General features: G+C 68.1%; 23 protein-coding genes, 2 tRNA genes and 1 pseudogene. 19 read left to right on the top strand and 7 right to left on the bottom strand.

What is annotated here, in order from left to right; all coding sequences use genetic code 11:
• Window positions 1–415: 415 nt before the first annotated feature.
• Both purM and ACXMDP_RS15045 read left to right on the top strand, forming a co-directional pair.
• The gene (purM, locus tag ACXMDP_RS15040; RefSeq protein WP_259730053.1) at window positions 416–1,450 is read left to right on the top strand and encodes a phosphoribosylformylglycinamidine cyclo-ligase; all 1,035 of its coding nucleotides are present in this window, start codon (window positions 416–418) and stop codon (window positions 1,448–1,450) included.
• 140 nt (window positions 1,451–1,590) lie between these two features.
• Entirely contained in the window at window positions 1,591–2,223 is a 633-nt protein-coding gene (locus tag ACXMDP_RS15045; protein WP_094514137.1) for a hypothetical protein, read from the top strand.
• Window positions 2,224–2,274: 51 nt separating this feature from the next.
• Here the strand turns inward: ACXMDP_RS15045 and ACXMDP_RS15050 are convergent, their stop codons facing one another.
• Entirely contained in the window at window positions 2,275–3,282 is a 1,008-nt protein-coding gene (locus ACXMDP_RS15050; protein WP_259730052.1) for an aldo/keto reductase, read from the bottom strand.
• Between the two features lie 76 nt (window positions 3,283–3,358).
• Between ACXMDP_RS15050 and ACXMDP_RS15055 the strand changes: the two genes are divergently transcribed.
• Entirely contained in the window at window positions 3,359–3,499 is a 141-nt protein-coding gene (locus ACXMDP_RS15055) for a hypothetical protein (RefSeq protein ID WP_255101380.1), read from the top strand.
• 128 nt (window positions 3,500–3,627) lie between these two features.
• The gene (locus ACXMDP_RS15060; protein ID WP_255101379.1) at window positions 3,628–4,107 is read left to right on the top strand and encodes a hypothetical protein; all 480 of its coding nucleotides are present in this window, start codon (window positions 3,628–3,630) and stop codon (window positions 4,105–4,107) included.
• A 96-nt stretch (window positions 4,108–4,203) separates the two neighbouring features.
• Here ACXMDP_RS15060 and ACXMDP_RS15065 read toward each other — a convergent pair.
• A tRNA-Cys gene (locus ACXMDP_RS15065) sits at window positions 4,204–4,274 on the bottom strand.
• 45 nt (window positions 4,275–4,319) lie between these two features.
• On the opposite strand from ACXMDP_RS15065, the gene ACXMDP_RS15070 reads away from it, so the two are divergent.
• Window positions 4,320–5,561 carry a lipid-A-disaccharide synthase-related protein gene (locus ACXMDP_RS15070; protein ID WP_259730051.1) on the top strand — a complete coding sequence of 414 codons (1,242 nt, stop codon included), beginning with the start codon at window positions 4,320–4,322 and terminating at the stop codon, window positions 5,559–5,561.
• Window positions 5,562–5,597: 36 nt separating this feature from the next.
• Window positions 5,598–5,855 (top strand): hypothetical protein, encoded by a 258-nt coding sequence (locus tag ACXMDP_RS15075; RefSeq protein WP_259730050.1) that lies wholly within the window; start codon window positions 5,598–5,600, stop codon window positions 5,853–5,855.
• 103 nt (window positions 5,856–5,958) lie between these two features.
• Here ACXMDP_RS15075 and ACXMDP_RS15080 read toward each other — a convergent pair whose 3' ends face one another.
• Window positions 5,959–6,618, bottom strand: coding sequence for a ribonuclease D (locus tag ACXMDP_RS15080; RefSeq protein WP_094514157.1), 660 nt, complete (start codon window positions 6,616–6,618; stop codon window positions 5,959–5,961).
• Between the two features lie 78 nt (window positions 6,619–6,696).
• On the opposite strand from ACXMDP_RS15080, the gene ACXMDP_RS15085 reads away from it, so the two are divergent.
• Together ACXMDP_RS15085 and ACXMDP_RS15090 are read left to right on the top strand one after the other, a co-directional pair.
• A complete protein-coding gene (locus tag ACXMDP_RS15085; protein WP_094514160.1) occupies window positions 6,697–7,251 on the top strand; it encodes a cofactor assembly of complex C subunit B in 555 nt (184 codons plus the stop codon).
• 5 nt (window positions 7,252–7,256) lie between these two features.
• Window positions 7,257–8,093 carry a dehydrogenase gene (locus tag ACXMDP_RS15090; RefSeq protein ID WP_259730048.1) on the top strand — a complete coding sequence of 279 codons (837 nt, stop codon included), beginning with the start codon at window positions 7,257–7,259 and terminating at the stop codon, window positions 8,091–8,093.
• Here the strand turns inward: ACXMDP_RS15090 and hemF are convergent.
• Window positions 8,041–9,057 (bottom strand): annotated as a pseudogene (hemF, locus tag ACXMDP_RS15095) (oxygen-dependent coproporphyrinogen oxidase); the annotation flags it as partial. The gene ACXMDP_RS15090 and the pseudogene hemF overlap by 53 nt on opposite strands.
• A 241-nt stretch (window positions 9,058–9,298) precedes the next feature.
• On the opposite strand from hemF, the gene ACXMDP_RS15100 reads away from it, so the two are divergent.
• The 8 genes from ACXMDP_RS15100 (at window position 9,299) to ACXMDP_RS15135 (ending at window position 19,985) form a co-directional block, all read left to right on the top strand.
• Window positions 9,299–10,390 carry an Mrp/NBP35 family ATP-binding protein gene (locus ACXMDP_RS15100; RefSeq protein WP_259730047.1) on the top strand — a complete coding sequence of 364 codons (1,092 nt, stop codon included), beginning with the start codon at window positions 9,299–9,301 and terminating at the stop codon, window positions 10,388–10,390.
• A gap of 5 nt (window positions 10,391–10,395) precedes the next feature.
• On the top strand, window positions 10,396–11,670 hold the full coding sequence (rodA, locus tag ACXMDP_RS15105; protein WP_399233349.1) for a rod shape-determining protein RodA: 1,275 nt from the start codon (window positions 10,396–10,398) through the stop codon (window positions 11,668–11,670).
• Window positions 11,667–13,079 carry a sensor histidine kinase gene (locus ACXMDP_RS15110; protein ID WP_399233346.1) on the top strand — a complete coding sequence of 471 codons (1,413 nt, stop codon included), beginning with the start codon at window positions 11,667–11,669 and terminating at the stop codon, window positions 13,077–13,079. Before rodA ends, ACXMDP_RS15110 begins: the two co-directional genes overlap by 4 nt.
• Window positions 13,080–13,216: 137 nt before the next feature.
• Window positions 13,217–13,648 (top strand): photosystem I reaction center subunit II PsaD, encoded by a 432-nt coding sequence (psaD, locus tag ACXMDP_RS15115; protein ID WP_094514174.1) that lies wholly within the window; start codon window positions 13,217–13,219, stop codon window positions 13,646–13,648.
• Between the two features lie 89 nt (window positions 13,649–13,737).
• Window positions 13,738–15,261, top strand: a complete 1,524-nt coding sequence (locus ACXMDP_RS15120) for an anthranilate synthase component I family protein (protein ID WP_259730046.1) — start codon at window positions 13,738–13,740, stop codon at window positions 15,259–15,261.
• Window positions 15,258–16,418, top strand: coding sequence for a glutamate--cysteine ligase (gshA, locus tag ACXMDP_RS15125; protein ID WP_259730045.1), 1,161 nt, complete (start codon window positions 15,258–15,260; stop codon window positions 16,416–16,418). The genes ACXMDP_RS15120 and gshA overlap by 4 nt, the downstream gene beginning before the upstream one ends.
• Window positions 16,415–19,462, top strand: coding sequence for a phosphoenolpyruvate carboxylase (ppc, locus tag ACXMDP_RS15130; protein ID WP_399233341.1), 3,048 nt, complete (start codon window positions 16,415–16,417; stop codon window positions 19,460–19,462). Before gshA ends, ppc begins: the two co-directional genes overlap by 4 nt.
• On the top strand, window positions 19,428–19,985 hold the full coding sequence (locus ACXMDP_RS15135) for an N-acetyltransferase (RefSeq protein ID WP_399233338.1): 558 nt from the start codon (window positions 19,428–19,430) through the stop codon (window positions 19,983–19,985). Before ppc ends, ACXMDP_RS15135 begins: the two co-directional genes overlap by 35 nt.
• 208 nt (window positions 19,986–20,193) lie before the next feature.
• On the opposite strand, the gene ACXMDP_RS15140 is transcribed toward ACXMDP_RS15135, so the two are convergent.
• Window positions 20,194–20,267, bottom strand: a tRNA-Arg gene (locus tag ACXMDP_RS15140).
• A 136-nt stretch (window positions 20,268–20,403) separates the two neighbouring features.
• Here ACXMDP_RS15140 and recF point away from each other — a divergent pair.
• Window positions 20,404–21,528 (top strand): DNA replication/repair protein RecF, encoded by a 1,125-nt coding sequence (gene recF, locus ACXMDP_RS15145; protein ID WP_259730058.1) that lies wholly within the window; start codon window positions 20,404–20,406, stop codon window positions 21,526–21,528.
• Between the two features lie 38 nt (window positions 21,529–21,566).
• Entirely contained in the window at window positions 21,567–22,073 is a 507-nt protein-coding gene (gene speD, locus ACXMDP_RS15150; protein ID WP_255101367.1) for an adenosylmethionine decarboxylase, read from the top strand.
• 262 nt (window positions 22,074–22,335) lie between these two features.
• Here speD and larE read toward each other — a convergent pair whose 3' ends face one another.
• The gene (gene larE / locus ACXMDP_RS15155) at window positions 22,336–23,244 is read right to left on the bottom strand and encodes an ATP-dependent sacrificial sulfur transferase LarE (protein ID WP_259730042.1); all 909 of its coding nucleotides are present in this window, start codon (window positions 23,242–23,244) and stop codon (window positions 22,336–22,338) included.
• Window positions 23,245–23,290: 46 nt separating this feature from the next.
• Between larE and ACXMDP_RS15160 the strand changes: the two genes are divergently transcribed.
• Window positions 23,291–24,436: a cob(I)yrinic acid a,c-diamide adenosyltransferase gene (locus ACXMDP_RS15160; RefSeq protein ID WP_259730041.1), complete on the top strand. Its 1,146-nt coding sequence runs from the start codon at window positions 23,291–23,293 to the stop codon at window positions 24,434–24,436.
• Window positions 24,437–24,700: 264 nt separating this feature from the next.
• On the opposite strand, the gene ACXMDP_RS15165 is transcribed toward ACXMDP_RS15160, so the two are convergent.
• Window positions 24,701–25,522: a potassium channel family protein gene (locus tag ACXMDP_RS15165; RefSeq protein ID WP_259730040.1), complete on the bottom strand. Its 822-nt coding sequence runs from the start codon at window positions 25,520–25,522 to the stop codon at window positions 24,701–24,703.

Consider the following 25,522-nt stretch of genomic DNA (forward strand, 5'->3'; position numbering starts at 1 on the left):
TGGGTGAAAGAAATCGCCAATGAGAATTGGGAAATTTCTTTGGCTCTCCGCGCCAGGTAACGACCTGGAGCATCGAGCAGACGAGGGGAATTCCTGGGCAGAAGTAACGGCCCGGCAAAGTTAGGCTGTCTTTTCAGTGCAGTTCGGCCAGGAATACGCCGAAGAAAATGATCAGGAACAATCATCAAAGCCGACATCCCTGTCACTGTCTGCACTTCCTGACCACCACCACCCAGGCAATGATCAGCGAACCCGATCACCCCGATCAGCGCCGCTGATGGTTTCCTGTGCCAATCGACCCAGCGTCTACCGGAAATGGCGCCCGCCGGTCGCGAGCGGCACCGCATTCAGCGCAATCTGTCCCGCTGCATCGGAGGATCGGAGCGGAGATCGCCCGCCCTGAAGGACCTGAGCCATGGACTACCGCAGTGCAGGGGTGGATGTGGTCGCCGGTCGCGCCTTCGTTGAGCGCATCCGCAGCAGCGTGGATTCGACCCGCCGGCCTGAGGTAGTGGGGAACCTCGGCGGCTTTGGAGGGCTGTGCCGGCTGCCGGCCGGGCTGAAGAAGCCGCTTCTCGTCTCCGGCACCGATGGCGTGGGCACCAAGCTGGAACTGGCGCAGGCCCATGGCCGTCACCACGACGTGGGCATCGACCTGGTGGCCATGTGCGTGAACGACGTGGTCACCAGCGGCGCCGAGCCTCTGTTCTTTCTCGACTACATCGCCACCGGCAAGCTGAGTCCTGAGGCCATGGCGGCCGTGGTGGAAGGCATCGCCGACGGTTGCCGTCAGAGCGGCTGTGCCCTGCTGGGTGGGGAAACCGCCGAGATGCCCGGCTTCTACCCCAGCGGTCGCTACGACCTGGCGGGGTTCTGCGTGGCGGTCGTGGAAGAGGACGCACTCATCGATGGGCGGCAGGTCAGCGCTGGTGATCGCCTCATCGCCCTGGGCAGCAGTGGCGTCCACAGCAACGGTTTCAGCCTGGTGCGACGGGTATTGGAGGCGGCAGGGGCCAGCAGTGAAACGCGGCTGCCCGGCAGCGGCGCGCCGGTGATCGAGGCCCTGCTGACGCCCACCCAGCTGTATCCCGCCGCAGTGAAGGCCCTGCTGAGTGCCGGGGTACCGCTCCGGGCAATGGCCCACATCACCGGCGGCGGACTGCCTGAAAACCTGCCACGCGCCCTGCCGGCACACCTGCACGCAGTGATCGATCCCGCCAGCTGGGAGCGGCCTGCGCTGTTCTGCTGGTTGCAGGAACAGGGCAGCATCCCGGAAGAAGACCTCTGGAACACCTTCAACCTGGGGGTGGGATTCGTGCTGGTGGTACCGCCAGCGGCCCTGCCTGATGCGCTTGCCGTGTGCGCCGCCATCGGCCAGGCGGCCTGGCCATTGGGAGTAGTGGCAGAGGGCTCTGCAAGCAACCGTCCACTTGGGGGGTTGCCGTACTGACACCGCCTGCCAGAAATGACAAATTGGATTCGGCTTATCCGCGATCGGTCGTCGAGCAGGTGACACGATTCGCTTCACATGCTCCCCAGGCCTTCTGGAGCCAGCAGGAGCCACGTCTTCGTCGATAACTCTCTTTGTCCATGATTCCCAACCCCGGTCGCATCACCCGTCGCCGCAGCTCCGCTCCTCCTCTGGCTCCCGTGCCGCCTCGTCGCCACGGCGAAAGCTTCTCCCGACCCCCGATCCGCCCCACCTTTCTCACCCTGAGGGACTACGGCAAGGTGTATGTGGCGGATCTACCGCGCCTCTCGGATGGCCAGCTGGGCCACGTGCTCAAGGAAGCCCGCGACATCCTCGAGAGTCTCAACAACCGCCTGAAGGAACTTGAACTGCAGGCCTCGCTCAGCCCGCTGGAGCAGGAAACCGTGATCCGGGCCGGCACCAAACGGGATGTGACCGAGCGCTTCATTCAGGCCCTTACCGAAGAGCTCGAACAGCGCCGCAACAACCCCGCCCTGCGCGCCGCCGTGGGCGAATCCCTGGCCCGTACCTTCCTGGAGATGGCTCGCCATCGGCTGCCAGGTTCAACCTTCGATTCCCTCCTGCAGGAGGCGATGGCCGCCTGCGGCGGCGACGACGGCTCCGCTCTGGCTGAAGCGGACGACATCGCCGACGAGGACGAATCGGAGGAACGCTCCGCCCCGGTGCTGGTGCGCGTCACCCGGCCTGCCGCCATGCCGGTGGTGCTCACACCCGATGCCTCACCGGCGTAAGCCCCCAGGGGGCCTGTTCATCCATCGCCCGCCGTTCTGGAGCGCTTGGGTTCAGGCACTCTGAAAGGGATTGGCGGGCATGCGCCCCGGCAGGGCCAGTGCCAGCCGATCGAGCTCGCGGCGTTCAGCAGTTGTGAGCTGCCAGGCCAGCGCCGCTGCCGCGCCATCCACCTGCGCCGGCGTGCGCAGGCCGGGGATCGGCATGGCTCCGTGGGCGCGGCACCAGTTCAGCGCCACTTCTGCCACCTGGGCCCCACGGGCATGGGCCACCGCCCGCATCGCCTCGAGCAACGTGGTGATCCGTGGCCATAAGCGGCGGTACAGCACACCCCTCGGGCCGGCCGGCCAGCTCTCGCCAGCCCGGTGGCGATCGCTGAGCAGCCCCAGGGCGAGTGGGCTGTAGGCGATCAGCTCGACGCCGAGCTCGCGGCAACAGTCCGCCACGCCCCCCGGCGCCAGGGCCTCAGGTGCCAGCAGCGAGATCTGCACCTGCAGGCTCGCCAGCCGCACCCCCCGCTCGGCCAGGTGCCGGTGCACGCGGCGCAGGCGCTGCGGGCCCATGTTCGACACCCCAAGGCTGGTGGCAGCGCCGGCCAACACCCGATCCGCCAGTCCATCGAGCAGGGGCCCCTCCTGCCAGGGCGCGTAGCGGGCGGTGCTCCAGTGCAGTTGCACCCGGTCGAGCTTGCCTCGCAGGCGCTCGCTTGATGCATCGAAGGCACGCCCGAAACCGCCGCGGCCCAGCCGCCAGGGGAAGGGGGCCAGTTTGGTGGCCAGGCACAACGCCTCCCGCTCGCCAGGTGGCAGGGCCGCAGCGAAGCGGCCGAGCAGGGTTTCGCTGCGGCCCGTGAACCGGCCGGTGCCATAGGAGTCGGCGGTGTCGAAGAACCGGAAGCCCTGGGCCACCGCCCGCTGAAACGTGGCCTCCAGCTCGGCGTCGTGCCGCTCGGGCTGGTAGCCCCACAGAAACTGGTTGCCCCAGGCCCAGGTGCCCACGCCGATGGCTGGGACCGCCGCTGCCGGTGCAGCAGGCTCGAGGAAGGAACTCCGCTCCTGCATGGCTCCACGTTCTCCACGGGCTGGTGGCCATGATCGTGGTTCGTTGCTGTAGTGCGTCATGCAGCCAGGCGGCCGGTTGCCCGAGCCCAGCCCCGAGCCTCCCGTGGCCGTGGCTGATTCCACCCCTGCCGAACCGGTGCTGTGCCAGCACTGCGGGCGCACCGCCAGCAACGGGATCGCCTGCCAGGGGTCCTGCGTGGCCGATTCCGGCTACTGATCCACGCGTTGGCCGGCGCTTCTGCTCCGGCCGCTCCCCCGGATCAGCACAGACAATGGGGTTCATCCCGCCCCTGAGCCGTGCAAACTCCGTTGAACGTGGCGGGCCGATGGGCGGCCCGTCTCTCCTTGGCGTTACTCGCCGCCGCCCCGCTGGGCGGTTCCTTCCCTTCGGTCGTCCGAGCCGCTGAGCCGGGCGACGATTTCGGCCGGCTGCGCAAAGCACCCGACACCTGCCGCGCCAACCTGGCGGAGGCGCCGGCAGTGGCCTGCACGTCGATCCAGCTGGAACAACGCGCCCGTGGGTCGCTCAGCATCCGCTTCTTCCTGCCGGAAGCGGAGGCAGTGAGCCACCAGCTCACGTTTGCGGGGGTGTTGACGCCGGGCAGCCAGCCGCTGCAATGCCGTCAGGGCCGTTGCCGCCTGCAGGGGCCGATCGAAACGGAGATCGGCAGCATCAGCGAAAGCGGCTTCGACGGCCGTGGGCTGGCGACCAGCTTGCCGAAGGCCTGGCCGGTGCGGGGCCGCTGCAAGGTGGAGCAACTGCAACTGAGCTGCGAAGGCACATCCTTCAGCGGAGAGCGCTGGCAAGCGCAGGCCAGCTTCTGACGACGCTGCTACCGCACCAGTGACCTGCACCCTGCCGAATCCCCGGGCACCCACGCCTCATGGCGGGGCGAGGAGCTAACGGTTGACTGAATAAAGAGGCGGCACCCAGATTCGAACTGGGGGTAAAGGATTTGCAATCCTCTGCCTTACCACTTGGCCATGCCGCCGCATGGGGGAGCAAACTCCCTGGACCGGATCGTATCAGCCACGGCATGCCCTCCCGTCTGCTGGTCCTGAGCAACGGGCATGGGGAGGATCTGATCGCGCTCAAGGTGATCGAGGCCCTGCAGCAGCGGCAGCCGGGCCTGGGCGTGTGCGTTCTGCCCCTGGTGGGAGAAGGGCAGTGCTTTGCCGCGGCCGAAGCCGCCGGCGCCCTGCAGCGCATCGGCCCCCGCCAACGGCTGCCCAGCGGCGGCTTCAGCAACCAGAGTCTGTCCGGGCTGGTTCAGGACCTCGTCGCCGGCCTGCCCCAGCTCAGCTGGGGCCACCTTCAGACGGTGCGCCGCTGGGGGCGCACCCACCAGCCCCTGCTCGCTGTGGGAGACCTGCTCCCCCTGGCCCTGGCCTGGAGCAGCGGGGCACCGTTCGCCTTCATCGGCACCCCCAAGAGCGACTACACCTGGCGCAGCGGCCCGGGCCACAACGGCCTGGCCGATGGCTATCACCGCTGCAAAGGCAGCGAGTGGGATCCCTGGGAGTGGGCGCTGATGGGCTCGCGGCGCTGCCGGCTGGTGGCGGTCCGTGATGGGCTCACCGCCCGGGGGCTGCGCCGCCATGGGGTGCCGGCCCTGGCTCCGGGCAACCCGATGATGGATGGGCTGGCACCCACGGCCCTGCCGGCGGCTCTGGCCTCCAGCCGGCGGCTGGTGCTGCTGTGCGGCAGCCGTCTGCCGGAAGCGATCCGCAACTTCGAGCGGCTGCTTTCTGCCCTTCAGGGGCTGGCTGCAGAGCACGACACGCTGGTGTTCTGCCCGATCGGTGCCACCCCGGCGCCGGAGCAGCTCGGGCCAGCGCTGCGGGCGCATGGCTTCCAGCCTGTAGCCGTGCCCGGCGGCAGCGGCGCCGATCAGGCCTGGCGGCGGGGCGCGATGGTGCTGCTGCTGGGCCGGGGTTGCTTTCCACGCTGGGCGGGGTGGGGAGAGCTTGGCCTGGCCACGGCGGGCACGGCCACCGAACAATTTGTGGGGCTCGGCCTGCCAGCCCTGTCATTGCCGGGTCCTGGCCCGCAGTTCAAGCGGGCCTTCGCGCGCCGGCAGAGCCGGCTGCTGGGGGGAGCGGTGCAGGTGTGCGCCAGCCCCGGCGCATTGACCCGTCGCCTGAGGGAGCTGCTGCAGGATCCAGTCGGCATGCGCCGGCTGGGCCAGATCGGCCGGCGCCGCATGGGCAGCGCCGGCGGCAGCGAGCGACTGGCGGCCCTGCTCGAACGCCAGCTGCTGGCAGGGGGCCGGGGCTGAGGCGAGGATGGGGTCAACTCCCTACGCACCCCCCTGATGCCAGTTCCGCCCAATCGGGCCTATGCGGTGGCCACCGGCAACCTGGCCACCCTGCTGGGCATCAGCATCTCCTCCGCCCGGCGGCGGGTGGATCTGCAGGCGGCACGGGAGGAGGTGCGTGATGCCGCCGGCAGAGTGGTGATCGCCAAGCGACTGATCGAGGCGGCGCGTGCCGATGCCCTCAGCCAGGGCCGGCTGCTGGATGAGCTGCTGGTGGCCAAGCCTTCGGAATCCAATTTCCTCGACGAGGACTGAACGTCACCGGCGCTGGGCGGATAGGGCTTCAGCGACCTTGGTCGTGGGGCGCCTCAACGGCTTTGTGCGGGCAGCCCTTCATCGGCCCTGGGCGTGCGAACCCTCAGCGACCCTGGGCCGAATGCTCGAACACGGAGCCGAAGCGGCTGCGGTCGAGGTCGGCGAACACCGGGATGCAGGCAAAGCAACGCTGCGCCAGCTCGAGGCGCTCTTCGCGCTCCAGGATCGCGCTCAGGCGGCGGTAGGCGGGCAGCAGGTAGCGGGCATCGTTGGCCGCATAGGCCAGCTGGGCCTCATCGAGCTCCTCCACCCGTCCCCAGTCGCTGCTCTGGGCCTGCTTGTCGAGCTCCACACCCACCAGCTCCTGCACCACCTCCTTGAGGCCATGGCGGGAGCTGTAGGTGCGGGCCAGGCGGCTGGCCACCTTGGTGCAGAACAGCGGCGCCACAGCGATGCCGAGCCCTTCCCCCAGGGCCGCCACATCGAAGCGGGCGAAATGGAACACCTTCTCGATCGTGGGGCTTTCCATCAGCTGCTGCAGACGCGGCGCCGCCTTCTGGCCGCGGGCGATACGGATGCAGCAGACGTTGTCCTCGTCGTCGGCGATCTGTACCAGACAGAGGCGGTCACGGCCGTGCACCAGCCCCATGGCTTCGGTATCCACCGCCAGAGCGGGCGCGGCGGCATACAGCCCCAGCCATTCCTCGTCGAGGTCGCCATCGAAGACGGCGAAGCGGGCGGGTGCGGAGGCGGAGGAACCCATCGAAGGCGAAGCGACGGTCGTCATCGTCGCCCGCCGGGGGACTGGGAGAGAATGGCCGCCACACACGGCCCGCTCCCCATGCCCCCTGCCCTGGGCTCCACCCTGCTGCTCACCGTTCTGCTGGCGATCGGGCTGGTGTTCTTCCTGCGGGCCGCCAGCAAGGACCGCACCACGGTGGTGGAGGTGCACTCGCCCCGCCCGCCGGTGGAGGTGCTGGAGGGCCTGAGCCAGTGGTTGCTGCAGCGCGGCTGGCGCACCGACAGCGGCGATGCCGAGCGGCGGGTGCTTCGCTTCCAGGGCACCGTGGCCGCCAGCACCAATCTGGCGCTGCTGCTGTCCCTGCTGGCGGCGGTGGGGGGGGCCTGCCTCGGCCTGGTGCTGCGTCAGCTGTTGCCGGTGCTGGGCGGCTGGCCACTGCTGCTGGTGGCGGCAGGCCCACTGGCGGGGGTGGTCTACCGGCGGCGGGCCAACCGGCAGGAGCAGGTCGAGTTGCGTCTGATCAGCGGCGATGAGGCCTCCGGCAGCAGCCTGCAGCTGCGGGCCCACCGCGATGAACTGATCGCCCTGGAACTGGAGATGGGCCCCCGCCTGCAGCTGGCCAGCGACGGTGCCCTGCTCAGCTCCCCGATCTGATCCCCATGCACTGCCTAGCCCCGACGCGCTGGCCCGGATCGCTGCTGCCCCGGTTCGGCCTGCTGGCGCTGGTGATCACCACCACGCTGCCGGTGCCGGCGGCCCTGGCCGGCCATGATCCTCTCACCGGTCCCCGCACCCGGCTCAGCAAAGACTGGGTGGGCACCCGCACGCTCGCCCCCGGCACGCCGGTCCTGGTGCTGGCGGGCCACGCCGACTCCCAGGGCATCGCCGGCGCCGGCACACCGGGTGAGGCCGTGGCCCTGTTCGGGGCGGCCCCGATGCAGGCGGAGATCCGCGACGAGCTCTTCTGGAACCTGGCGGTAGCCCAGGAGGTGGCACGGCTCGGCCAGCAGCGTGGTCTGGCGATCGGCTTCTACGACCCCCCGCTCCGCACGATCGTCAACGGCGACGATCCCCGCACCAACTGGAGTGTGGGCCGCGAGCACGTGCGCCGCGGCGGCTATGCGGTCGAGATCCACTTCGATGCCTACGGCCCCGATGGATTCGGCTCCGGCCTGATCCCGCCGTTGCAGCAGCCACTCAGCCGCCTCGACGAAGCACTGGCCGGTGCCTTCGGCGGGTTTCCGGCCCGCTTCCGCCAGGGGCTGGGGGCGCCCCGGCGCGGCATCGCCATCCTTGAGATCGGCAAGCTGGAAGGGCCCCTGGAAGCCGCGCTGCGCGACCCCTACCGGCGCCAGGCCACTCTGGAGGCCATCGCCGCCCGGGTGGTGCAGGCCATCGAGGCGGGTCTCACGCCCAGTCCTGGCGGGCCCGGGACGGCTCCGCTCAGTCCACAGCCTGTCGGGGTCGGCAGCGTTCCTCCAGCGATGGATCGCTGAGCCACTCCTGCGGGCGGGTGAACAGCTCGGTGAGCAGCGCTTCGCGGCTGCCGGGCTCCGGCACATACCCGTATTCCCAGCGCACCAGCGGCGGCAGCGACATCAGGATCGACTCGGTGCGGCCGTTGGTTTGCAGGCCGAAGATCGTGCCGCGGTCGAACACCAGGTTGAACTCCACGTAGCGCCCGCGCCGGTAGAGCTGGAACTGCCGCTCTCGCTCGCCGTAGGGAAGGCCATTGCGCTTCTCCACGATCGGGATGAAGCTGGGCAGGAAGGCATTGCCGCAGGCTCCGGCCAGGCGGAACAGCTGCTCCCAGCCGTGGCTGCAGGGCCCCAGGGCCTTGCTGACGGCAGCGGCAGGGCCGGCTGGATCCTGCCCCTTGTAGAGGATGCCGCCCGGATCCTGGTAGTCGTAGAAGATGCCGCCGATGCCGCGGGTCTCGCCTCGGTGCTTCAGGTGGAAGTATTCGTCGCACCACGGTTTGAACACCGTGTAATAGGCCGGGTCGACGCTGTCGCAAGCGGCCTTGAGCGTGCCGTGGAAATGGCGCGCGTCCTCCAGGAACGGGTAGTAGGGGGTGAGGTCGGCGCCGCCGCCGAACCACCACACAGGGCCGGCCTCGAAATAGCGGTAGTTGAGGTGGACGGTGGGAACGTAGGGGTTGCGGGGGTGGAGCACCATTGAGGTGCCGGTGGCAAACCAGTGCTGCCCCTTGGCCTCGGGCCGCTGGTTGAGGATTGACGGGGGAAGGTTGTCACCCTCCACCTCGGAGAAGTTCACACCGCCCTGCTCGAACACACGGCCCTCGCGCATCACCCGCGAGCGACCTCCCCCGCCTTCGGGGCGCTCCCAGCTTTCCTCCTTGAAGGTTCCCTCGCCGTCCAGGGCTTGCAGTCCCGCGCAGATTCTGTCCTGCAGGCCCATCAGCAACTGTCTGGCGCGCTGGCGTGAATCCGCGGGGGGTGCCGTCGCCGTGCCCTCTGGCCCGGGGGCCGTCGCTGTGCCCGCTGGGCCGGGGGACTGGGTTCCCACCGGCTCCGGCCCGCCCTGCCTGGCCACTCCCTGCTCCGCCACCAATCCCTTCGCCGCAAACGGCGCCCGATACCTGAACACCATTCCAGCCTGTCGCCCCGCCAGACAAGCCTTCGAGAGGGTCTGTCATGGGAGCGGCGCCTAAGATCACCCTCTTTGCCCAGTCAGCCGGATGGCCACCGCCGATCAGGCACGCGAAGCCCTTCAGGCCCTCTGCGACGCGGGCACCGGCCGCAGCCTGCTGGAACTGGCCTGGATCAGCCAGGTGCGCACCCAGGACAACCGCGCCCTGTTCCGACTCGCCCTTCCCGGCTACGCCACCAGCCAGCGGGAGCAGATCGCCAGCGCAGCGAGGGCAGCCCTGCTGGCGCTTGATGGCATCGACGACGTCCAGATCGAGCTGGCCCAGCCCGCCTCCAGCGCGGGGCACGGCCATGGCCATGGCGCCTCGGCGGCCCCGGGGCAGCTGCCCGAGCGCCAGGGCATCCCCGGGGTGAAGCGGGTGATCGCCGTCAGCAGCGGCAAGGGCGGTGTCGGCAAGAGCACGGTGGCCGTCAACCTGGCCTGCGCCCTGGCCGCCAGCGGCCTGAAGGTGGGCCTGCTGGACGCCGACATCTACGGCCCCAATGCCCCCACCATGCTGGGCGTGGCCGACCGCACCCCTGAGGTGAGCGGCAGCGGCGACCAGCAGGTGCTCACACCCATCGACACCTGCGGCATCGGCCTGGTGTCGATGGGCTTGCTGATCCAGGAGAACCAGCCGGTGGTGTGGCGTGGACCGATGCTCAACGGCATCATCCGCCAGTTTCTGTATCAGGTGAACTGGGGCGAACGCGACGTGCTGGTGGTCGACCTGCCACCCGGCACCGGCGACGCCCAGCTCACCCTCGCCCAGGCCGTGCCCATGGCCGGCGTGGTGATCGTCACCACACCCCAGAAGGTGTCGCTGCAGGATGCGCGCCGCGGCCTGGCGATGTTCCTGCAGATGGGGGTGAAGGTGCTGGGCGTGGTGGAGAACATGAGTGTGTTCATTCCTCCCGACAGGCCGGAGGCCCGCTACGCGATCTTCGGCAGCGGTGGCGGCGCCGCCCTGGCCGCCGAAGCCGAGGTGCCCCTGCTGGCGGAACTTCCCCTGGAGATGAGCGTGATGGAGGCCGGTGATCAGGGGTTGCCGGTGGTGGTGGCCCGGCCGGATTCCGCCATGGGCCAGGCCTTCCGCGCCCTGGCGCACAGCCTCTCCAGCCCGAGCCTGACCCCGGCCTGAGCGTGATGGGCTTGCCCAAAGGGCGGCAGAGCATGTTCTCGGCGCGGCGGCCCCAACGGCGATCGCCGTTTCACGAGATCGATCTGGTGCTGTGGGGCATCCCCCTGGCCATGACCTTCCTGGCCGGCATCCTGATCGCCAGCACCCAGCGCCAGGCCGAATTCGCCGACTGGTATCAGCACTGGATCACCGGAGGGGTGGGCCTGGTGCTGGCGGCCCTGCTGTCTCGGGTGCCGCTGGAGCGGCTCAGGGCGCTGCTGCTGCCCATCTACGGCCTCACCGTGGTGAGCCTCATCAGCGTGCGATTGATAGGCACCTACGCCCTCGGGGCGCAGCGCTGGATCAACATCGGCGGCTTTCACGTGCAGCCTTCGGAGTTCGCCAAGCTCGGCGCGATCCTGCTGCTCGCCGGTGTGCTGTCGCGCTACCCGATCGAGCGACCGGTGGATCTGATCAGGCCCACCGGGGTGTTCCTGATTCCCTGGACCCTGGTGTTCCTGGAACCCAACCTGGGCACCTCTTTGGTGTTCGCCGCCGTTCTGCTGGTGATGATGTTCTGGGCCGGCATGCCGCTGGGCTGGGTGGTGCTGCTGCTGTCACCGCTGGTGGCAGCGATTCTGGCGGGCACACTCCCACCGGCGCTTGTGATCTGGCTGCCGCTCATGGGCCTGATCGCCTATCGCTCGCTGCCGTGGCGCTGGACCGGCGTGGCGATCACCCTGGCGGTGCAGGGGCTGTTTGCGGCCATCACCCCTTACCTCTGGATGCATGGGCTGAAGGCCTACCAACGCGACCGGCTGGTGCTGTTTCTCGATCCATCCAAGGATCCCCTCGGTGGGGGGTACCACCTGCTTCAGAGCAAGATCGGCATCGGCTCCGGCGGGCTCTGGGGCACCGGCCTGATGCACGGTCAGCTGACCAAACTGCGTTTCATCCCCGAGCAGCACACGGATTTCATCTTCAGCGCCCTCGGCGAGGAGCTCGGTTTCGTGGGTGCGATGCTGCTGCTGCTCGGCTTCGGTGTGCTGATGTGGCGCCTGCTGCAGATCGCCGGCAAGGCCCGCACCGATTTCGAGTCGTTGGTGGTGATCGGCGTGGGCGCCATGGTTCTGTTCCAGGTGGTGGTGAACATCAACATGACCATCGGGCTGGGGCCGGTCACCGGCATCCCCCTTCCTTGGATGAGCTACGGGCGTTCCTCCCTGCTGGTGAACTTCCTGGCGCTGGGGCTTTGCGCCTCGGTGAACCGCCACAGCCGCCACCAGCAGAGCCACTGGTGACCTCCCCGAGCCTGGCGCAGATCAGGCAGAGGCTGGCCGAAGGGGTGCCGCCCGGGCGCGCCGACGAGGACGGCATGCGCCGGCAATGGTGGGCGGCCCTGGCCACCTTGCAGAACGACTTCCTGCCCGCGCTCCAGCCGCTTCGCGGCGTCTGGCTGGCCTCGCCCCTGCCGGCTCTCTACGAGCCAGCGTTCCTGCGACAGCTGCAGGGATGGGTGTGGACCCCGGCGGCGGTGGGGTCGTTGCTGCAGCCGCCGGTTGCACTGCTTCCGGATCCGCGCGGCGCCGTCCCGCCGGCGGCGGAAGGGAAGGCCGCCGCCTTCGAACGCCTGATCTTGCGGGACGACGACGGCACCGATCCGCTGTTGTTGCTGATCACCCCCGACCTGCAGGTGGCCATGGCCCTGGAGGGGGAGCCCCCGCGCCGCCGCTTTGTGCTGCGCTTCGATCCCGCCACCCTCTCGGCCGCCCTGCAACTGGTGGACCAGCGGCTTCAGGACACGGCTCCGCAGGCGGGTCTGCAATTGCGCAGCGCTCTGCAGCGGCTGGGCCAGCTGCGCAGCGACGAGGGCATGGCCTTGCGCTTCTGGCCGCGGCTGGGGGAACAGCTGGCCGCCATGGCGCCGAGTGTCACGCTTCAGCCGCTGGTGGCCACGGGAGCCGGCAACGATCACCAGGCCGAACGCTCCAGCGAGCTGGCCCTGCTGGAAGCCCTCACCCATGAGGTGCGCACGCCCCTGGCCACGATCCGCACCCTGATCCGCTCCCTACTGCGCCGCCGCGACCTGCCCGCCGTGGTGGAGCAGCGGCTGCAGCAGATCGACAGCGAATGCAGCGAACAGATCGATCGCTTCGGTCTGATCTTCCATGCCGCCGAGCTGCAGCGTCAGCCGCGGCAGCAGCAACAGCTCGCCCGCACCGATCTGGCGGCCCTGCTGCACCAGCTGGCAGGGCTCTGGCAGCGGCAGCTGGAACGGCGCGGCCTGACGCTGCAGCTTGAGGTGGCCGAGGCGATGCCGCCGGTGCTCAGCGATCCGAGCCGCCTGGAAACGATGCTGGGCGGCCTGATCGACCGGTTCAGCCGCAGCCTGCCGGGGGGCACCACCGTGCGGATCCGCCTGCAACCGGCGGGATCACGGCTGAAATTGCAGCTGAGCTGCGATGAAGCCGGCGGCGGCCGTGAGCCTGACGGAGACAAGTCCGGGGGGCGGGGATCCACCGCCACCGTCGGACCGGTGCTGCGCTGGGATCCGCTCACCGGCAGCCTGCAGCTCAGCCGGCAGGCCACTCAGGACCTCTTCCGCAGCCTGGGGGGCCGGTTGACCGAACGCTCCGGCAGCGGCCTGACCGTGTTCTTTCCCCTCGCCAACCAGGGGGCGACCGCGCCTCCGCCACGCGAACCCGCCTGACTTTGTTGACGGGTGTGAAGACCAGGCGCCGAGAGACGGTCTGGCTGAAATGACAGTGCTAGCTTCCAGCCGAAATGGTCGGCGGACGGCTTCTGAGCACCCCTCAGACCCCTGCAGACTCCCCTCCCCCCACAGCCATGACAGCAACGGCGCTGAGCGGTCAACTTCCCAAGTACATCGGCAGCACCGGCGGTCTGCTCAACTCGGCTGAAACTGAGGAGAAGTACGCGATCACCTGGACCAGCTCCAAATCCCAGCCCTTCGAGCTGCCCACAGGTGGTGCCGCCGAGATGAACGAAGGGGAGAACATCATGTATTTCGCCCGCAAGGAACAGTGCCTCGCCCTCGGTACGCAGCTGCGCACCAAGTTCAAACCCAGAATCGAGGATTACAAGGTTTACCGTATCTTCCCTGGCGGTGACACCGAGTATCTGCACCCGAAAGATGGTGTGTTTCCCGAGAAGGTCAACGAAGGCCGCCCAATGGTGAACCACAACGCCCGCCGCATCGGCCAGAACCCCGACCCTTCCTCGATCAAGTTCTCGGGCCGCAACACCTTCGACAGCTGAAGCTCTGACCTGCGCTGAATCCCTCGCGCAAACAACACTTAGAAAGGCGGGGCCGGTGGCCCCGTTTTTTTTGCCCGGCCGTAGGCCCGATGCCCTTTCCCGATCGCGACGCCTTTCTCGCTCAGGCCAGCTCAGGCCGCACCTTCATCCCCCTGTGGGACCGCTGGCCAGCCGACCTCGAAACGCCTCTCACCACCTGGTTGAAGGTGGGCACCACAAGCAGCCATGGGGTGCTGCTGGAGTCGGTTGAGGGCGGCGAGCGGGTGGGGCGGTGGAGCTTCGTTGCCACCGACCCCCTCTGGACGCTCACGGTGCGTGGTGCCAGCGCCGAGCGCCTCTGGCGTGATGGGCGCTGCGAGCCGCTGGAAGGCAACCCCTTCGAGCTGTTGCGCGACGGCCTGGCCGGCCTCCATACCAGCCCGATCCCCGGCCTGCCGCCGGTGGGGCAGCTGTTCGGCTTCTGGGGCTACGAGCTGATTCGCTGGATCGAGCCCAGCGTGCCGGTGCATCCCTGCGATCCGCATGGCCCGCCCGATGGCTGCTGGATGCTGGCCGACAGCCTGCTGGTGTTCGACCAGGTGAAGCGGCAGATCACGGCTGTGGCCTACGCCGACCTGAGCCAGGGGGGCGATCCCGAGCAGGCCTACACGGCGGCAGTGGTGCGCATCTCGGCGCTGGAAGCCCGCATGCATGCTCCGCTGCCCAGCAGCGTCCTACCGCTGCGCTGGGAATCGGAGCCCACCAGGACGCTCCCCACCACCAGCAACCGCAGCCGGGAGGATTTCGAGTCCGCCGTGCGGGCCTCCCGCGAGCACATCGCCGCCGGCGACGTGTTCCAGCTGGTGCTCAGCCAGCGGCTGGAAACCCGCATGCACCGCGATCCGTTCGACATCTACAGAAGCCTGCGGATGGTGAACCCCTCCCCTTACATGGCCTTCTTCAACTTCGGCGGCTGGCACCTGATCGGCTCGAGCCCCGAGGTGATGGTGAAGGCCGAGCCGATGGCGGCAGGGGTGAAGGCCTCGCTGCGGCCGATCGCCGGCACGCGCCCCCGCGGCGCCGATGAAAGCGAAGACCAGCAGCTCGAGCGCGACCTGCTGGCCGATCCCAAGGAGCGGGCCGAGCATGTGATGCTCGTGGATCTCGGCCGCAACGACCTGGGCCGGGTCTGCGCACCCGGCAGCGTCAAGGTCACGGAGCTGATGGTGATTGAGCGCTATTCCCACGTGATGCACATCGTCAGCCAGGTGGAGGGCGTGCTCGCCGCCGGCAAGGACATCTGGGACCTGCTCAAGGCCTCCTTCCCCGCCGGCACCGTGAGTGGCGCCCCGAAGATCAGGGCGATGCAGCTGATTCATGCCCTTGAACCCGATGCCCGAGGCCCGTACTCCGGCGTCTACGGCGCCATGGACCTGAGCGGTGCGCTCAACACCGCGATCACGATCCGCACGATGGTGGTGCTGCCCCACCCGGACGGCGGCTGGCGGGTGCAGGTGCAGGCGGGAGCCGGCCTGGTGGCGGATTCCCAGCCCGCCAGTGAGTACGAGGAAACCTTGAACAAGGCGCGCGGCCTGCTCAAGGCGCTGGCCTGCCTCGGCGAGGAACGGCCATGAGCGCCTCCCTGCTGACCAAGGGGTTCGAGGTGGAACTGTTCACCGGCCGCTCCGACGGCCGTGTGGTGGGGGTGGCGGCTGAGGCCGCCGCGGCCCTCAGCGGCTTCGTGACCGAACCGGATCACCGCAATCTCGAATACATCACCGAACCGGACGCCGATTACGCCCGCCAGCTGGCGCTGCTGCTGGAGCCCCGCCGACGGCTGCGGCACTGGCTGCAGGACCGCGGCCTCACCCTGCTGCCGGGCAGCACCTTGAGCCTGGGGGACAGCCGGCGCTTCGAGCGCTCCGACCCCAGCAACCCGTACCACGGCTTCATCGCCTCGGCCTACGGCACCCGGGTGGTGACCGCGAGCGTGCACATCAACCTGGGCCTCACGGCGATGGATCCCCTGTTCGCCGCCTGCCGGCTGCTGCGCTGCGAGGCGGCGCTGCTGCTGGCCCTGAGTGCGAGCAGCCCCTTCCTCGATGGCGTCGCCACCGGCGCCCATTCGCAGCGATGGCTGCAGTTTCCGCTCACCCCCGAGCAGGTGCCCCTGTTTCTCGATCACGGGCACTACATCCGATGGATGGAAGAGCAGCTGGCGGCGGGAACGATGCGCAACATCCGCCACCTCTGGACCTCCGTGCGGCCCAACGGCGACGACCGTCCCCACAGGCTCAACCGGGTGGAGATCCGGATCTGTGATCTGATCAGCGATCCCCGGCTGCTGCTGGCGATCACCGCCTTCGCCGAGCTGCGCCTGTGGCAGCTGCTCGACGACCCCGACGCCCACGACCCCCTGCTCGCCAGCCGTCTCAGCCCTGACTCCCTGGCGGAGCTGGCCGATGCCAACGATCAGGCCGCCGCGCGCCGGAGCCTCGACAGTGAGTTGCGCGACTGGCGCAGCGGCGAAACGATCACGGCTCGCGCCTGGCTGCGGCGGGAGATCGATGCGCTGTGGCCCCTGGCCGAACGCAGCGGCCTCGCCCCCTGGCTGCTGCCGCTGGAGGCGGTGCTGCGGGACGGCAACCAGGCGATCCGCTGGCTGGCGCTGCACCGGCAGGGCGAATCGATCGAGGCGATCCTCAGCCGCGAGGTGGTCTGGATGGAAGAGCAGGAACGCACGTGGGATCCGGCACCGCTCAACACAGAAGCCCTGCACCCTTTGGGATGATCATGGGAGCGTCCTCTGCTGGCTCCGTCCTCATGCGGCAGTCCCTGTCCGCCCCTGCACCCATGCGCGAAGACGGCGTCATGGAGGCCGGCCTGGCGCAGCCTGCCCCGCGGGTCACCCGGCTGCTCGGTGAGCGGCTGGAGCTGGTGGAAGACCTCTGGAAAACCGTGCTGCGCAGCGAGTGCCCGCCCGAGCAGGCGGAACGGCTGCTGCGCATGAAGGATCTCAGCGATCCCGCCAACGCCCTGACGGCCAGCGCCACCAGCGCAGCGATCGTGCAGCTGATCAGGGACATGGACCTGGCGGAGGCGATCGCCGCGGCCCGCGCCTTTTCTCTCTACTTCCAGCTGGTCAACATCCTCGAGCAGCACATCGAGGAAGACAGCTACCTGGCCAGCCTCCAGGAGGGCACCACCAACCCCATCCCCGATCCGTTCGCGCCGCCGCTCGCCAGCCAGACCGATCCGGCCACCTTCCGCGAGCTGTTCACCCGCCTGCGGGGGCTGAACGTGCCCCCTGCCCAGCTGGAAAACCTGCTGCGCGAACTGGACATCCGCCTGGTGTTCACTGCCCACCCCACCGAGATCGTGCGCCACACCGTGCGGCACAAGCAGCGGCGGGTGGCGAGCCTGATCCACCGGCTGCAGGTGAACAGCCCCAGCGATCTGCACGACGAGCGCAGCCTCAGGCTGCAGCTGGAGGAGGAGATCCGGCTGTGGTGGCGCACCGATGAGCTGCACCAGTTCAAGCCGTCGGTGCTCGACGAAGTCGACTACGCCCTGCATTACTTCCAGCAGGTGCTGTTCGACGCCATGCCGCTGCTGCGCCAGCGCATCCACAGTGCCCTGGGCTGCAGCTACCCGGATGTGGAGCCCCCCCGCGACGCCTTCTGCACCTTCGGCTCCTGGGTGGGAGCTGATCGCGACGGCAACCCCTCGGTCACGCCGGACATCACCTGGCGCACTGCCTGCTATCAGCGGCAGCTGATGATCGAGCGCTACATCAGCGCCGTCCAGGACCTGCGCGATCAACTCAGCATCTCGATGCAGTGGAGCCAGGTGAGCGCTCCGCTGCTGGAATCCCTGGAGATGGATCGGCTGCGCTTCCCCGAGATCTACGACGAACGGGCTGCCCGCTACCGGCTGGAACCCTACCGGCTGAAGCTGAGCTACACCCTGGAGCGGTTGCGCCTCACCCACCGCCGCAACCAGCAGTTGGCGGAGGCGGGCTGGGAGGCTCCCTGCGATGCCGGCTCCTTCCCGCCGGCTCTCACCATCGGCACCGGGCCGATCGCCAGCGCCCCGCAAGACCTCCACTACGCCTCCGTGGATGAATTGCGCACCGATCTGGAGCTCCTGCGCGACAGCCTCGAAACCACCGGGCTGAGCTGTGAGCCGCTGCGCAAGCTGCTGAGCCAGGTGCACATCTTCGGCTTCAGCCTCGCCACCCTCGACATCCGCCAGGAGAGCACCCGCCATAGCGATGCCCTCGACGAACTGAGCCGCTACCTCCAGCTGCCGGTGCCCTACGGCGAGATGGCCGAGAACGAGCGCGTCGCCTGGTTGCTGCAGGAGCTGCAGACGCGGCGGCCGCTGCTGCCCGCCGCCGCCGGCTGGAGCCCGGCCACGGCCGAAACCTTCGCGGTGTTCCGCATGCTTGAGCGGCTGCAGCGGGAGTTCGGCACGCGCATCTGCCGCAGCTACGTGATCTCGATGTCGCACACGGCCTCCGATCTGCTGGAGGTGCTGCTGCTCGCCAAGGAGGCCGGGCTGGTCGATCCCAAGGCGGTGCGCACCTCGCTGCTGGTGGTGCCCCTGTTCGAAACGGTCGAAGACCTCCAGCACGCCCCGGCCGTGATGGAGCGGCTGTTCAGCGAACCCTTCTACCTGCAGCTGCTCGCCAGCAATGGCGAAGCCGACAGGGCCCTGCAGGAAGTGATGCTCGGCTACTCCGACAGCAACAAGGATTCCGGCTTTCTCTCCAGCAACTGGGAGATCCACAAGGCCCAGATCGGCCTGCAGCGGCTGGCGCTGCAGCACGGGGTGGCGCTGCGCATCTTCCATGGCCGCGGCGGCTCGGTGGGACGCGGCGGCGGCCCCGCCTACCAGGCGATCCTGGCCCAGCCGAGCGGCACTATGAATGGCCGCATCAAGATCACCGAGCAGGGCGAGGTGCTCGCCTCGAAGTATTCCCTGCCCGAGCTGGCGCTCTACAACCTCGAGACGATGACCACCGCCGTGCTGCAAAACAGCCTGGTGAGCAGCAGCCTCGATGACACCCCCGCCTGGAACGAGCTGATGGGCCGCCTCGGTGCCCGCTCCCGTCAGCACTACCGCAAGCTGGTGCACGAAAACCCCGACCTCGTGGAGTTCTTCCAGCAGGTCACCCCGATCGAGGAGATCAGCAAGCTGCAGATCTCCAGCCGGCCGGCCCGCCGCAAGAGCGGCGCCAAGGACCTGTCCAGCCTGCGGGCCATCCCGTGGGTGTTCGGCTGGACCCAGAGCCGCTTCCTGCTGCCGAGCTGGTTCGGTGTGGGGGCGGCGCTGCAGGAGGAGCTGGAGCACGACCCCGACCAGCTGGAGCTGCTGAAGCTGCTCTACCAGCGCTGGCCCTTTTTCCGGATGCTGATCTCCAAGGTGGAGATGACCCTCTCCAAGGTGGATCTCGATCTGGCCCATCACTACGTGCAGGCTCTGGGCCGGCCCAGCCACCGCGACGCCTTCGAGTGCATCTTCGAGGTGATCGCCGCCGAGTTCACGCTCACCCGGGATCTGGTGCTGAAGATCTCCGGACACACCCGCCTGCTGGATGGTGATCCGGCCCTGCAGCTTTCGGTCGACCTGCGCAACCGCACGATCATTCCGCTGGGCTTCCTGCAGGTGGCCCTGCTGCGCCGTCTGCGCGACCAGCACCGCCAGCCGCCGATGAGTGAAGTGGCCAGCGATGCCGCCACCGATGGGCGCACCTACAGCCGCAGTGAGCTGCTGCGCGGCGCCCTGCTCACGATCAATGGCATCGCCGCCGGCATGCGCAACACGGGTTGAACGCTGCTTGATCCCGTTTCGCAACCAACCGGCCGTGCCGCGTCTCCCTGATGGGTACGTCCTGGAGAGTGAGCCCTCCCCCCACCCCAGTGAGCTGAACCTCCTGCTGATGGCCTGCGGAGAACCGCAGCGCAGTGAGGCCAAGCTGGCGCAGGTGCTCCTGCGCAGCGCCTGGCAGCTGAGCGTGCGCAACCCCGCCGGCGAGCTGGTGGGCTTCGTGCGCGCCACCAGCGATCAGGCGCTGAACGCGAACCTCTGGGACCTGGCAGCCACCCCCGGCGACGAACAGCAGCAAGCGGTGCTGACCGTGCTGGTGCATGCCGCCCTCTCCCGCCTGCGCCGTGAGCTCAGCGGTTGCAGCATCTCGGTGGCGGCCCCACCGGAGGCCTTGCCAGCCTTGCGCCGCTATGGGTTTCTGGTGGATCCCGGTGGCATCCGCGCCATGGGTCTGGGCCTCAAGACGGAGGTGGAGGCGCCGGCCCCCGCCGGCGACGGGGCATCATCGCGGCCAATGGCCGAGTGACACCCGCCACTGGTGTGGGGGAGGGTCGCCTTGTGGCGGCACCGGTTTGGTGGACATCCGCTTTGTGACGACACCGGCTTCTGGCTTCCGTCAGAACCCGTGGAGTGCCATGCCGGAGGCCTGTTACACCAGTGGGCACCAATCCCGGCGCTCATCGGCAGGGAGTCCTGCCTGCAGACCTTGGAGAGATGTCAGTGAATGAATGAAGCGAGCATGGAGGGATTCGAACCCCCGACCCTCAGAACCGGAATCTGATGCTCTATCCAGCTGAGCTACATGCCCGTGTACGGCGCTGTGGGCCGGATCACGTGGGTGAACAGGCAAAACCTGTTGACCTTGATGGGAAGACAACGCCCTCACCACTCGGCCTACCTTAGCCGCAAGCCGCCCCAGACCCATTCGGCTGCATCGCCTGGAGCTGCTGCACTTCCGCAATTACGCCCGGCTGGAGCTGGAGATCGAAGCCCCACGGCTGTTGGTGATCGGAGCCAATGGCGAAGGCAAGTCGAATCTGCTGGAAGCGGTGGAACTGCTCGGCAGCCTGCGCTCGCATCGCACCGGCAGCGACCTCGACCTGATCCAGCACGGCGAAACCCACGCCAGCGTGCGCGGCTTCTGCCATGAACCGGCGGCGCCGAACCACCAGGGTGCGGCCAGCACCAGCGACGCCCTGGAACTGGAGCTGCGCCAGCGGGGCGGACGCACAGCACGGCGCAACGGCAAGACCCTGAGCCGCCAGCACGATCTGATCGGTCCGCTGCGCTGCGTCGGCTTCAGTGCCCTCGATCTGCACCTGGTACGCGGCGAACCGGCCCTGCGGCGCCAATGGCTCGACCGGGTGGTGCTGCAGCTCGAGCCCGTCTACACCGAGCTGCTGAGCCGCTACGCCCGCTTGCTGCGGCAGCGCAGCCGCCTCTGGCGCGGCGGCCTCTCAGGGCCGGAGCGGGAGGCCCTGCTCGATGCCTTCGACCTGCAGATGGCGGTGGTGGGCACCCGACTGCACCGGCGCCGGCGCCGGGCACTGGCACGCCTGCAACCGCTCGCGGCCGCCTGGCAGGCCCGGCTGAGTGGGGGCCGGGAACGGCTGGAGCTGCGCTATCAGCCCGGCAGCGTGCTGGAGGGAGAGGAGGAGGAGGGCCTGTGGCGGGAGGCCCTGATCGAGCAGCTCCAGCGTCAACGCCAGGAGGAACGCCGGCTGGGCCAGTGTCAGGTGGGGCCGCACCGCGACGAGGTGGGGCTGTTGCTCGGCGATCAGGCGGCACGCCGCTACGGCTCGGCCGGCCAGCAGCGCACTCTGGTGCTGGCACTGAAGCTGGCTGAGCTGGAGCTGGTGCAGCAGCTCTGTGGCGATCCGCCCCTGCTGCTGCTCGACGACGTGCTCGCCGAGCTCGACCCCACCCGCCAGCAGGTTTTGCTTGAAGCCGTGGGCGAGGCGCATCAGTGCCTGGTGAGCGCCACCCATCTGGAAGGTTTCAGCGATCGCTGGGCCGCAGGCTCGCAGCGGGTGGGGATCGTGGCGGGGGCGATCCACTCCCCTCCTTGAACCTGGCACTAGGATGCATTGCTGTTTGTACAGATTCGATGACCCAGACCCTGCCCTGCCTCCACCCCAACCCGGGATGGAACGGAGCCCAAAGCCTCAAGAGCCCTAAGCACCCCGCCTCTCCTGCCCCGGCTGAACCCGTGGCCAGCTCACCTGAAACCATGGTGGGCAAACACTGCATCCTCGAGCTCTACGACTGCAACCCGCAGAAGCTCGATGACGAAGCCTTCCTCAGGACCGCCATCACCACAGCAGCGAAACGTGCTGGCGCCACTCTCCTGAACCTCATCACCCATCGGTTCGAACCGCAGGGCGTTACGGGGCTTGCTCTTCTGGCCGAATCCCACATCTCGATCCACACCTGGCCGGAATCCGGTTACGCGGCTGTAGACGTGTTCACCTGCGGTGACCACACCATGCCCGAGCGGGCCTGTGACGTGCTTGGCCAGGAGCTCGGAGCCACACGCCGGAAGTTGAAGAGCTTCCGGCGCGAAACGCCCGCCTCGATCGCCGACGGAATCCGCGAACCGGTGCCCGCCGCCTGATCCGGTCCGGGGCACACCAAGAGGGCCATGCAAGGTGGGCGGGCATTCAGTGCCCTGCCCACCTTTTTCGCGTCTGGCCATGCTCTGACACAGGCCTGGCCCGTAGATCGGCCTGTGCTCTGGCCATCGTCTTGCCGTGGCTCGGCCTGGGTGTGGGCGCCGCCTGGGTACTGCCCAGCTGTGGCTAAGCCTTTGCCTGGACAGTGCCTGTGGACTGCCTGGGCGCTGCCTGGAAACTGACCGTGCGTTTGTCTGGTCCCGTTCAGCCCCGGCCCATTGCGGCGCCCGGCAGCTGGCGGTTCAGCTTGCCGCTCACCAACCCTTCCAGGTCCAGGCTCACAGCGGTGAAGCCCAGCCCCAGGAACGTGTCCACCAATTCCTGTCGCGGCAGGCGGGTCACAAAGGAATCGAGCTGATCGGCGGGCACTTCGATGCGGGCCGTCTCCCCCTGCACCCGCACCCGCAGCTCACGCACCCCGCGGCGGTGCAACCAGTCTTCGGCACGCGCCAGCCGTTCCAGGCGCAGCGCTGTGATCGGCTCTCCGTAGGGAAATCTTGAGGAGAGGCAAGGCTGGGCAGGTTTGTCCCACCAGGGGAAACCGAGCGCTCGCGAGATCTGACGCACGCCCGCCTTGTTGATACCGAGCTCCGCCAGCGGTGAAATCACCCCATGCTCCCGGGCCGCCTCGATCCCGGGGCGATGATCCCCGAGGTCATCGAGGTTGACACCATCCACCACCTGCAGGCCGCGGCCGGCGGCGATCTGCTCCGCCAGCACACCGTGCAGCTCCTTCTTGCACGCGTAGCAGCGGTTGGCGGGGTTGCGGAAGTAGGCGGGATCCTGCAGCTCTGCAGTGGCCAGCTCCTGGTGGCGGATGCCCATCCAGGCCGCCTGCTGGCGGGCCTCCTGGAGCAGATGGGGGGCCAAGGCGGGGGAAACACCCGTCACCGCCAAGGCCTCCTCGCCCAGCTGCTCGGCCGCCACCGCTGCCACCAGGGCGCTGTCCACACCGCCGGAATAGGCCACCACCACAGCCCCGAAACCCTGCAATCGGGCGCGCAACCGCTCCAGCTGGGTGCACAGCTCGGCAGGCAGGCACTCCAGCAGGCGGTGCAGGGTCGGGGCAGCAGCGCCTCCGGCAGCCTGAAACGGCAGTGCTAGTGAAGGCATTCCAGTCGCTGCCGATCGTTAGCATCTGATCGTAGAAGCCTGAGCCATGGCAGCGACCACAAGCAACGGCCGGGGCATTGGGATCCGCACGGCCGCAGGCAGCAGTGAGCGCAGCCACGGCCAGCTGCACGTCTACGACGGCGAAGGCAAGGGCAAAAGCCAGGCGGCCCTCGGGGTGGTGCTGCGCACCATCGGTCTGGGAATCTGCGAACAGAAACGCACGCGGGTGTTGCTGCTGCGCTTTCTGAAAGGCCCGGGACGCTCCTACGACGAGGACGCGGCCATTGAAGCCCTGCAACAGGGCTTTCCCCATCTGATCGATCAGGTGCGCACCGGCCGCGGCGATTTCTTCACCGCCGGAGAGGCCACGGCCTTCGACCGGCAGGAAGCGCAGCGCGGCTGGGACATCGCCAGAGGCGCCATCGCCAGCGCGCTCTATTCCGTGGTGGTGCTGGATGAGCTCAACCCGGTGCTCGACCTGGGCCTGCTGGAGGCAGGTGAGGTGGTGCGCACCCTGGCGGCCAAACCGGCAGGGATGGAAGTGATCGTCACCGGCCGGGGGGCGCCGGCCCAGTTGGTGCAACTGGCCGACCTGCACTCGGAGATGCGGGCCCACCACCACGAGGATCAGGGCGGCCGGCTCACCGGAATCGAGATCTACACCGGCGAGGGCAAGGGCAAATCCACCAGTGCCCTGGGCAAGGCGCTGCAGGCGATCGGGCGTGGCATCAGCCAGGACAAGAGCCACCGGGTGCTGATCCTGCAATGGCTCAAAGGCGGCAGTGGCTATACCGAAGATGCGGCCATTGCCGCGCTGCGGGAAAGCTATCCCCATCTGGTGGATCACCTGCGCTCAGGCCGCGATGCGATCGTATGGCGCGGCCAGCAGCAGCCGATTGATTATGTGGAAGCAGAGCGGGCCTGGGAGATCGCCCGGGCAGCGATCGCCAGTGGTCTCTACAAAACCGTGATCCTCGATGAACTGAATCCCACTGTGGATCTGGAATTGCTGCCGGTGGAGCCGATCGTTCAGACCCTGCTGCGCAAGCCGGCCGAAACGGAAGTGATCATTACGGGCCGCTGCAAGAACCCACCGGCCTATTTCAATCTGGCCAGTGTGCATTCAGAGATGGTCTGCCACAAGCACTACGCCGAGCGCGGCGTGGACCTCAAGCGCGGCGTGGATTATTGATTCGAGCGTTTCTTTGCTTCTCAGACTTGGATCTTCCAGGATCCCGCAACTTCAGCACGAACATGCCTTGGCCATGTGTACGCGCATCTGTGGGTGGCGCATCTCTGGAGAGTGTATCCCTAGCTTGTGCATGCCTGGCTTGCGCACTCAGACTTCACCCAATTTGCTCCATCCTGTTTTATTGATTTTCGCGCAGACGACTGTACGCACCGACTCCCGCACAAGCACAAGCACAAGCACAAGCACAAGCACAAGCACGTTCGCTCATTCCTTTCGGCTTCTGTCGACATCGAGCGGCAGCGGCAGGCGCCCCTCCTCGATTTCCTCTTCGATCAGATCCACCTCCCGGTTGGCGATGAAGCGGCCGAGCAACAGGCCCATCAAAAGAGACACATACAACGTGCTGCTGAGGCTCAGCAGAATGGCCAGCCGTTCGCCGAGTGGATTGCTGGGCAACACATCGCCATAGCCCAGGCCGCCGAGGGTCACAAAGCTGAAATAGGTGAGTCGGTCGAGCAGGAAGTCGTTGTGAGCTTCTACGCCCAGGTTGAAGCTGCCCGGGTGAATCACCTGAATGGCCGTGGCCAGGATTCCACCGGTGAGGCCAAGATGCACATAGCCCGCCGCCGCGCCGGCCAGCACCTTCAGGTTCACACGCGGCACCCGGGCCAGCACCAGGACGAACCGCGCCGTTGTGGTGAGGAAGAACACCGTGAGCATCAGCAGCGCCACCACCCTCAGCTGCTGGTTTGGCCAGCCCCCAACCAGCAACGGCACCCAGGTGCCGAGCGCCGCCAACAGTCCGAGCAGCCGGTAGAGCTGAACGCGCAGCAGCTCCGACGAGGACGGCCGGATCGCCGGCAGAAGCCTGATCGACTGGAGCACCAGCAGCGACACCATCACCGGCAGCAGGAAGCGGGCGAAGCCCACCCCGCGGATCGTGGCCACCGGCATGAGAAACACCGGCAGCAGGGTCAGCAGGAGGAAGGGAACGAACTGCTCTTCAAGGAGCAGCAGACGCCGTTCCTCCTGCCTTCGGCCGGAACGCTCGTGCTCCGTCAGTGCCGCCCTTGCCACTGGGGGCAT

Source organism: Cyanobium sp. ULC065, from assembly GCF_977927515.1.

Excerpts from the sequence above, each read along its gene's own strand:
- purM (WP_259730053.1), top strand. The coding sequence starts at position 416 with ATGGACTACCGCAGTGCAGGGGTGGATGTGGTCGCCGGTCGCGCCTTC.
- ACXMDP_RS15045 (WP_094514137.1), top strand. The coding sequence starts at position 1,591 with ATGATTCCCAACCCCGGTCGCATCACCCGTCGCCGCAGCTCCGCTCCT.
- ACXMDP_RS15050 (WP_259730052.1), bottom strand. The coding sequence starts at position 3,282 with ATGCAGGAGCGGAGTTCCTTCCTCGAGCCTGCTGCACCGGCAGCGGCG.
- ACXMDP_RS15070 (WP_259730051.1), top strand. The coding sequence starts at position 4,320 with ATGCCCTCCCGTCTGCTGGTCCTGAGCAACGGGCATGGGGAGGATCTG.
- ACXMDP_RS15075 (WP_259730050.1), top strand. The coding sequence starts at position 5,598 with ATGCCAGTTCCGCCCAATCGGGCCTATGCGGTGGCCACCGGCAACCTG.
- ACXMDP_RS15080 (WP_094514157.1), bottom strand. The coding sequence starts at position 6,618 with ATGGGTTCCTCCGCCTCCGCACCCGCCCGCTTCGCCGTCTTCGATGGC.
- ACXMDP_RS15085 (WP_094514160.1), top strand. The coding sequence starts at position 6,697 with ATGCCCCCTGCCCTGGGCTCCACCCTGCTGCTCACCGTTCTGCTGGCG.
- ACXMDP_RS15090 (WP_259730048.1), top strand. The coding sequence starts at position 7,257 with ATGCACTGCCTAGCCCCGACGCGCTGGCCCGGATCGCTGCTGCCCCGG.
- ACXMDP_RS15100 (WP_259730047.1), top strand. The coding sequence starts at position 9,299 with ATGGCCACCGCCGATCAGGCACGCGAAGCCCTTCAGGCCCTCTGCGAC.
- rodA (WP_399233349.1), top strand. The coding sequence starts at position 10,396 with ATGGGCTTGCCCAAAGGGCGGCAGAGCATGTTCTCGGCGCGGCGGCCC.
- psaD (WP_094514174.1), top strand. The coding sequence starts at position 13,217 with ATGACAGCAACGGCGCTGAGCGGTCAACTTCCCAAGTACATCGGCAGC.
- ACXMDP_RS15120 (WP_259730046.1), top strand. The coding sequence starts at position 13,738 with ATGCCCTTTCCCGATCGCGACGCCTTTCTCGCTCAGGCCAGCTCAGGC.
- gshA (WP_259730045.1), top strand. The coding sequence starts at position 15,258 with ATGAGCGCCTCCCTGCTGACCAAGGGGTTCGAGGTGGAACTGTTCACC.
- ppc (WP_399233341.1), top strand. The coding sequence starts at position 16,415 with ATGATCATGGGAGCGTCCTCTGCTGGCTCCGTCCTCATGCGGCAGTCC.
- ACXMDP_RS15135 (WP_399233338.1), top strand. The coding sequence starts at position 19,428 with ATGGCATCGCCGCCGGCATGCGCAACACGGGTTGAACGCTGCTTGATC.
- speD (WP_255101367.1), top strand. The coding sequence starts at position 21,567 with ATGACCCAGACCCTGCCCTGCCTCCACCCCAACCCGGGATGGAACGGA.
- larE (WP_259730042.1), bottom strand. The coding sequence starts at position 23,244 with ATGCCTTCACTAGCACTGCCGTTTCAGGCTGCCGGAGGCGCTGCTGCC.
- ACXMDP_RS15160 (WP_259730041.1), top strand. The coding sequence starts at position 23,291 with ATGGCAGCGACCACAAGCAACGGCCGGGGCATTGGGATCCGCACGGCC.
- ACXMDP_RS15165 (WP_259730040.1), bottom strand. The coding sequence starts at position 25,522 with ATGCCCCCAGTGGCAAGGGCGGCACTGACGGAGCACGAGCGTTCCGGC.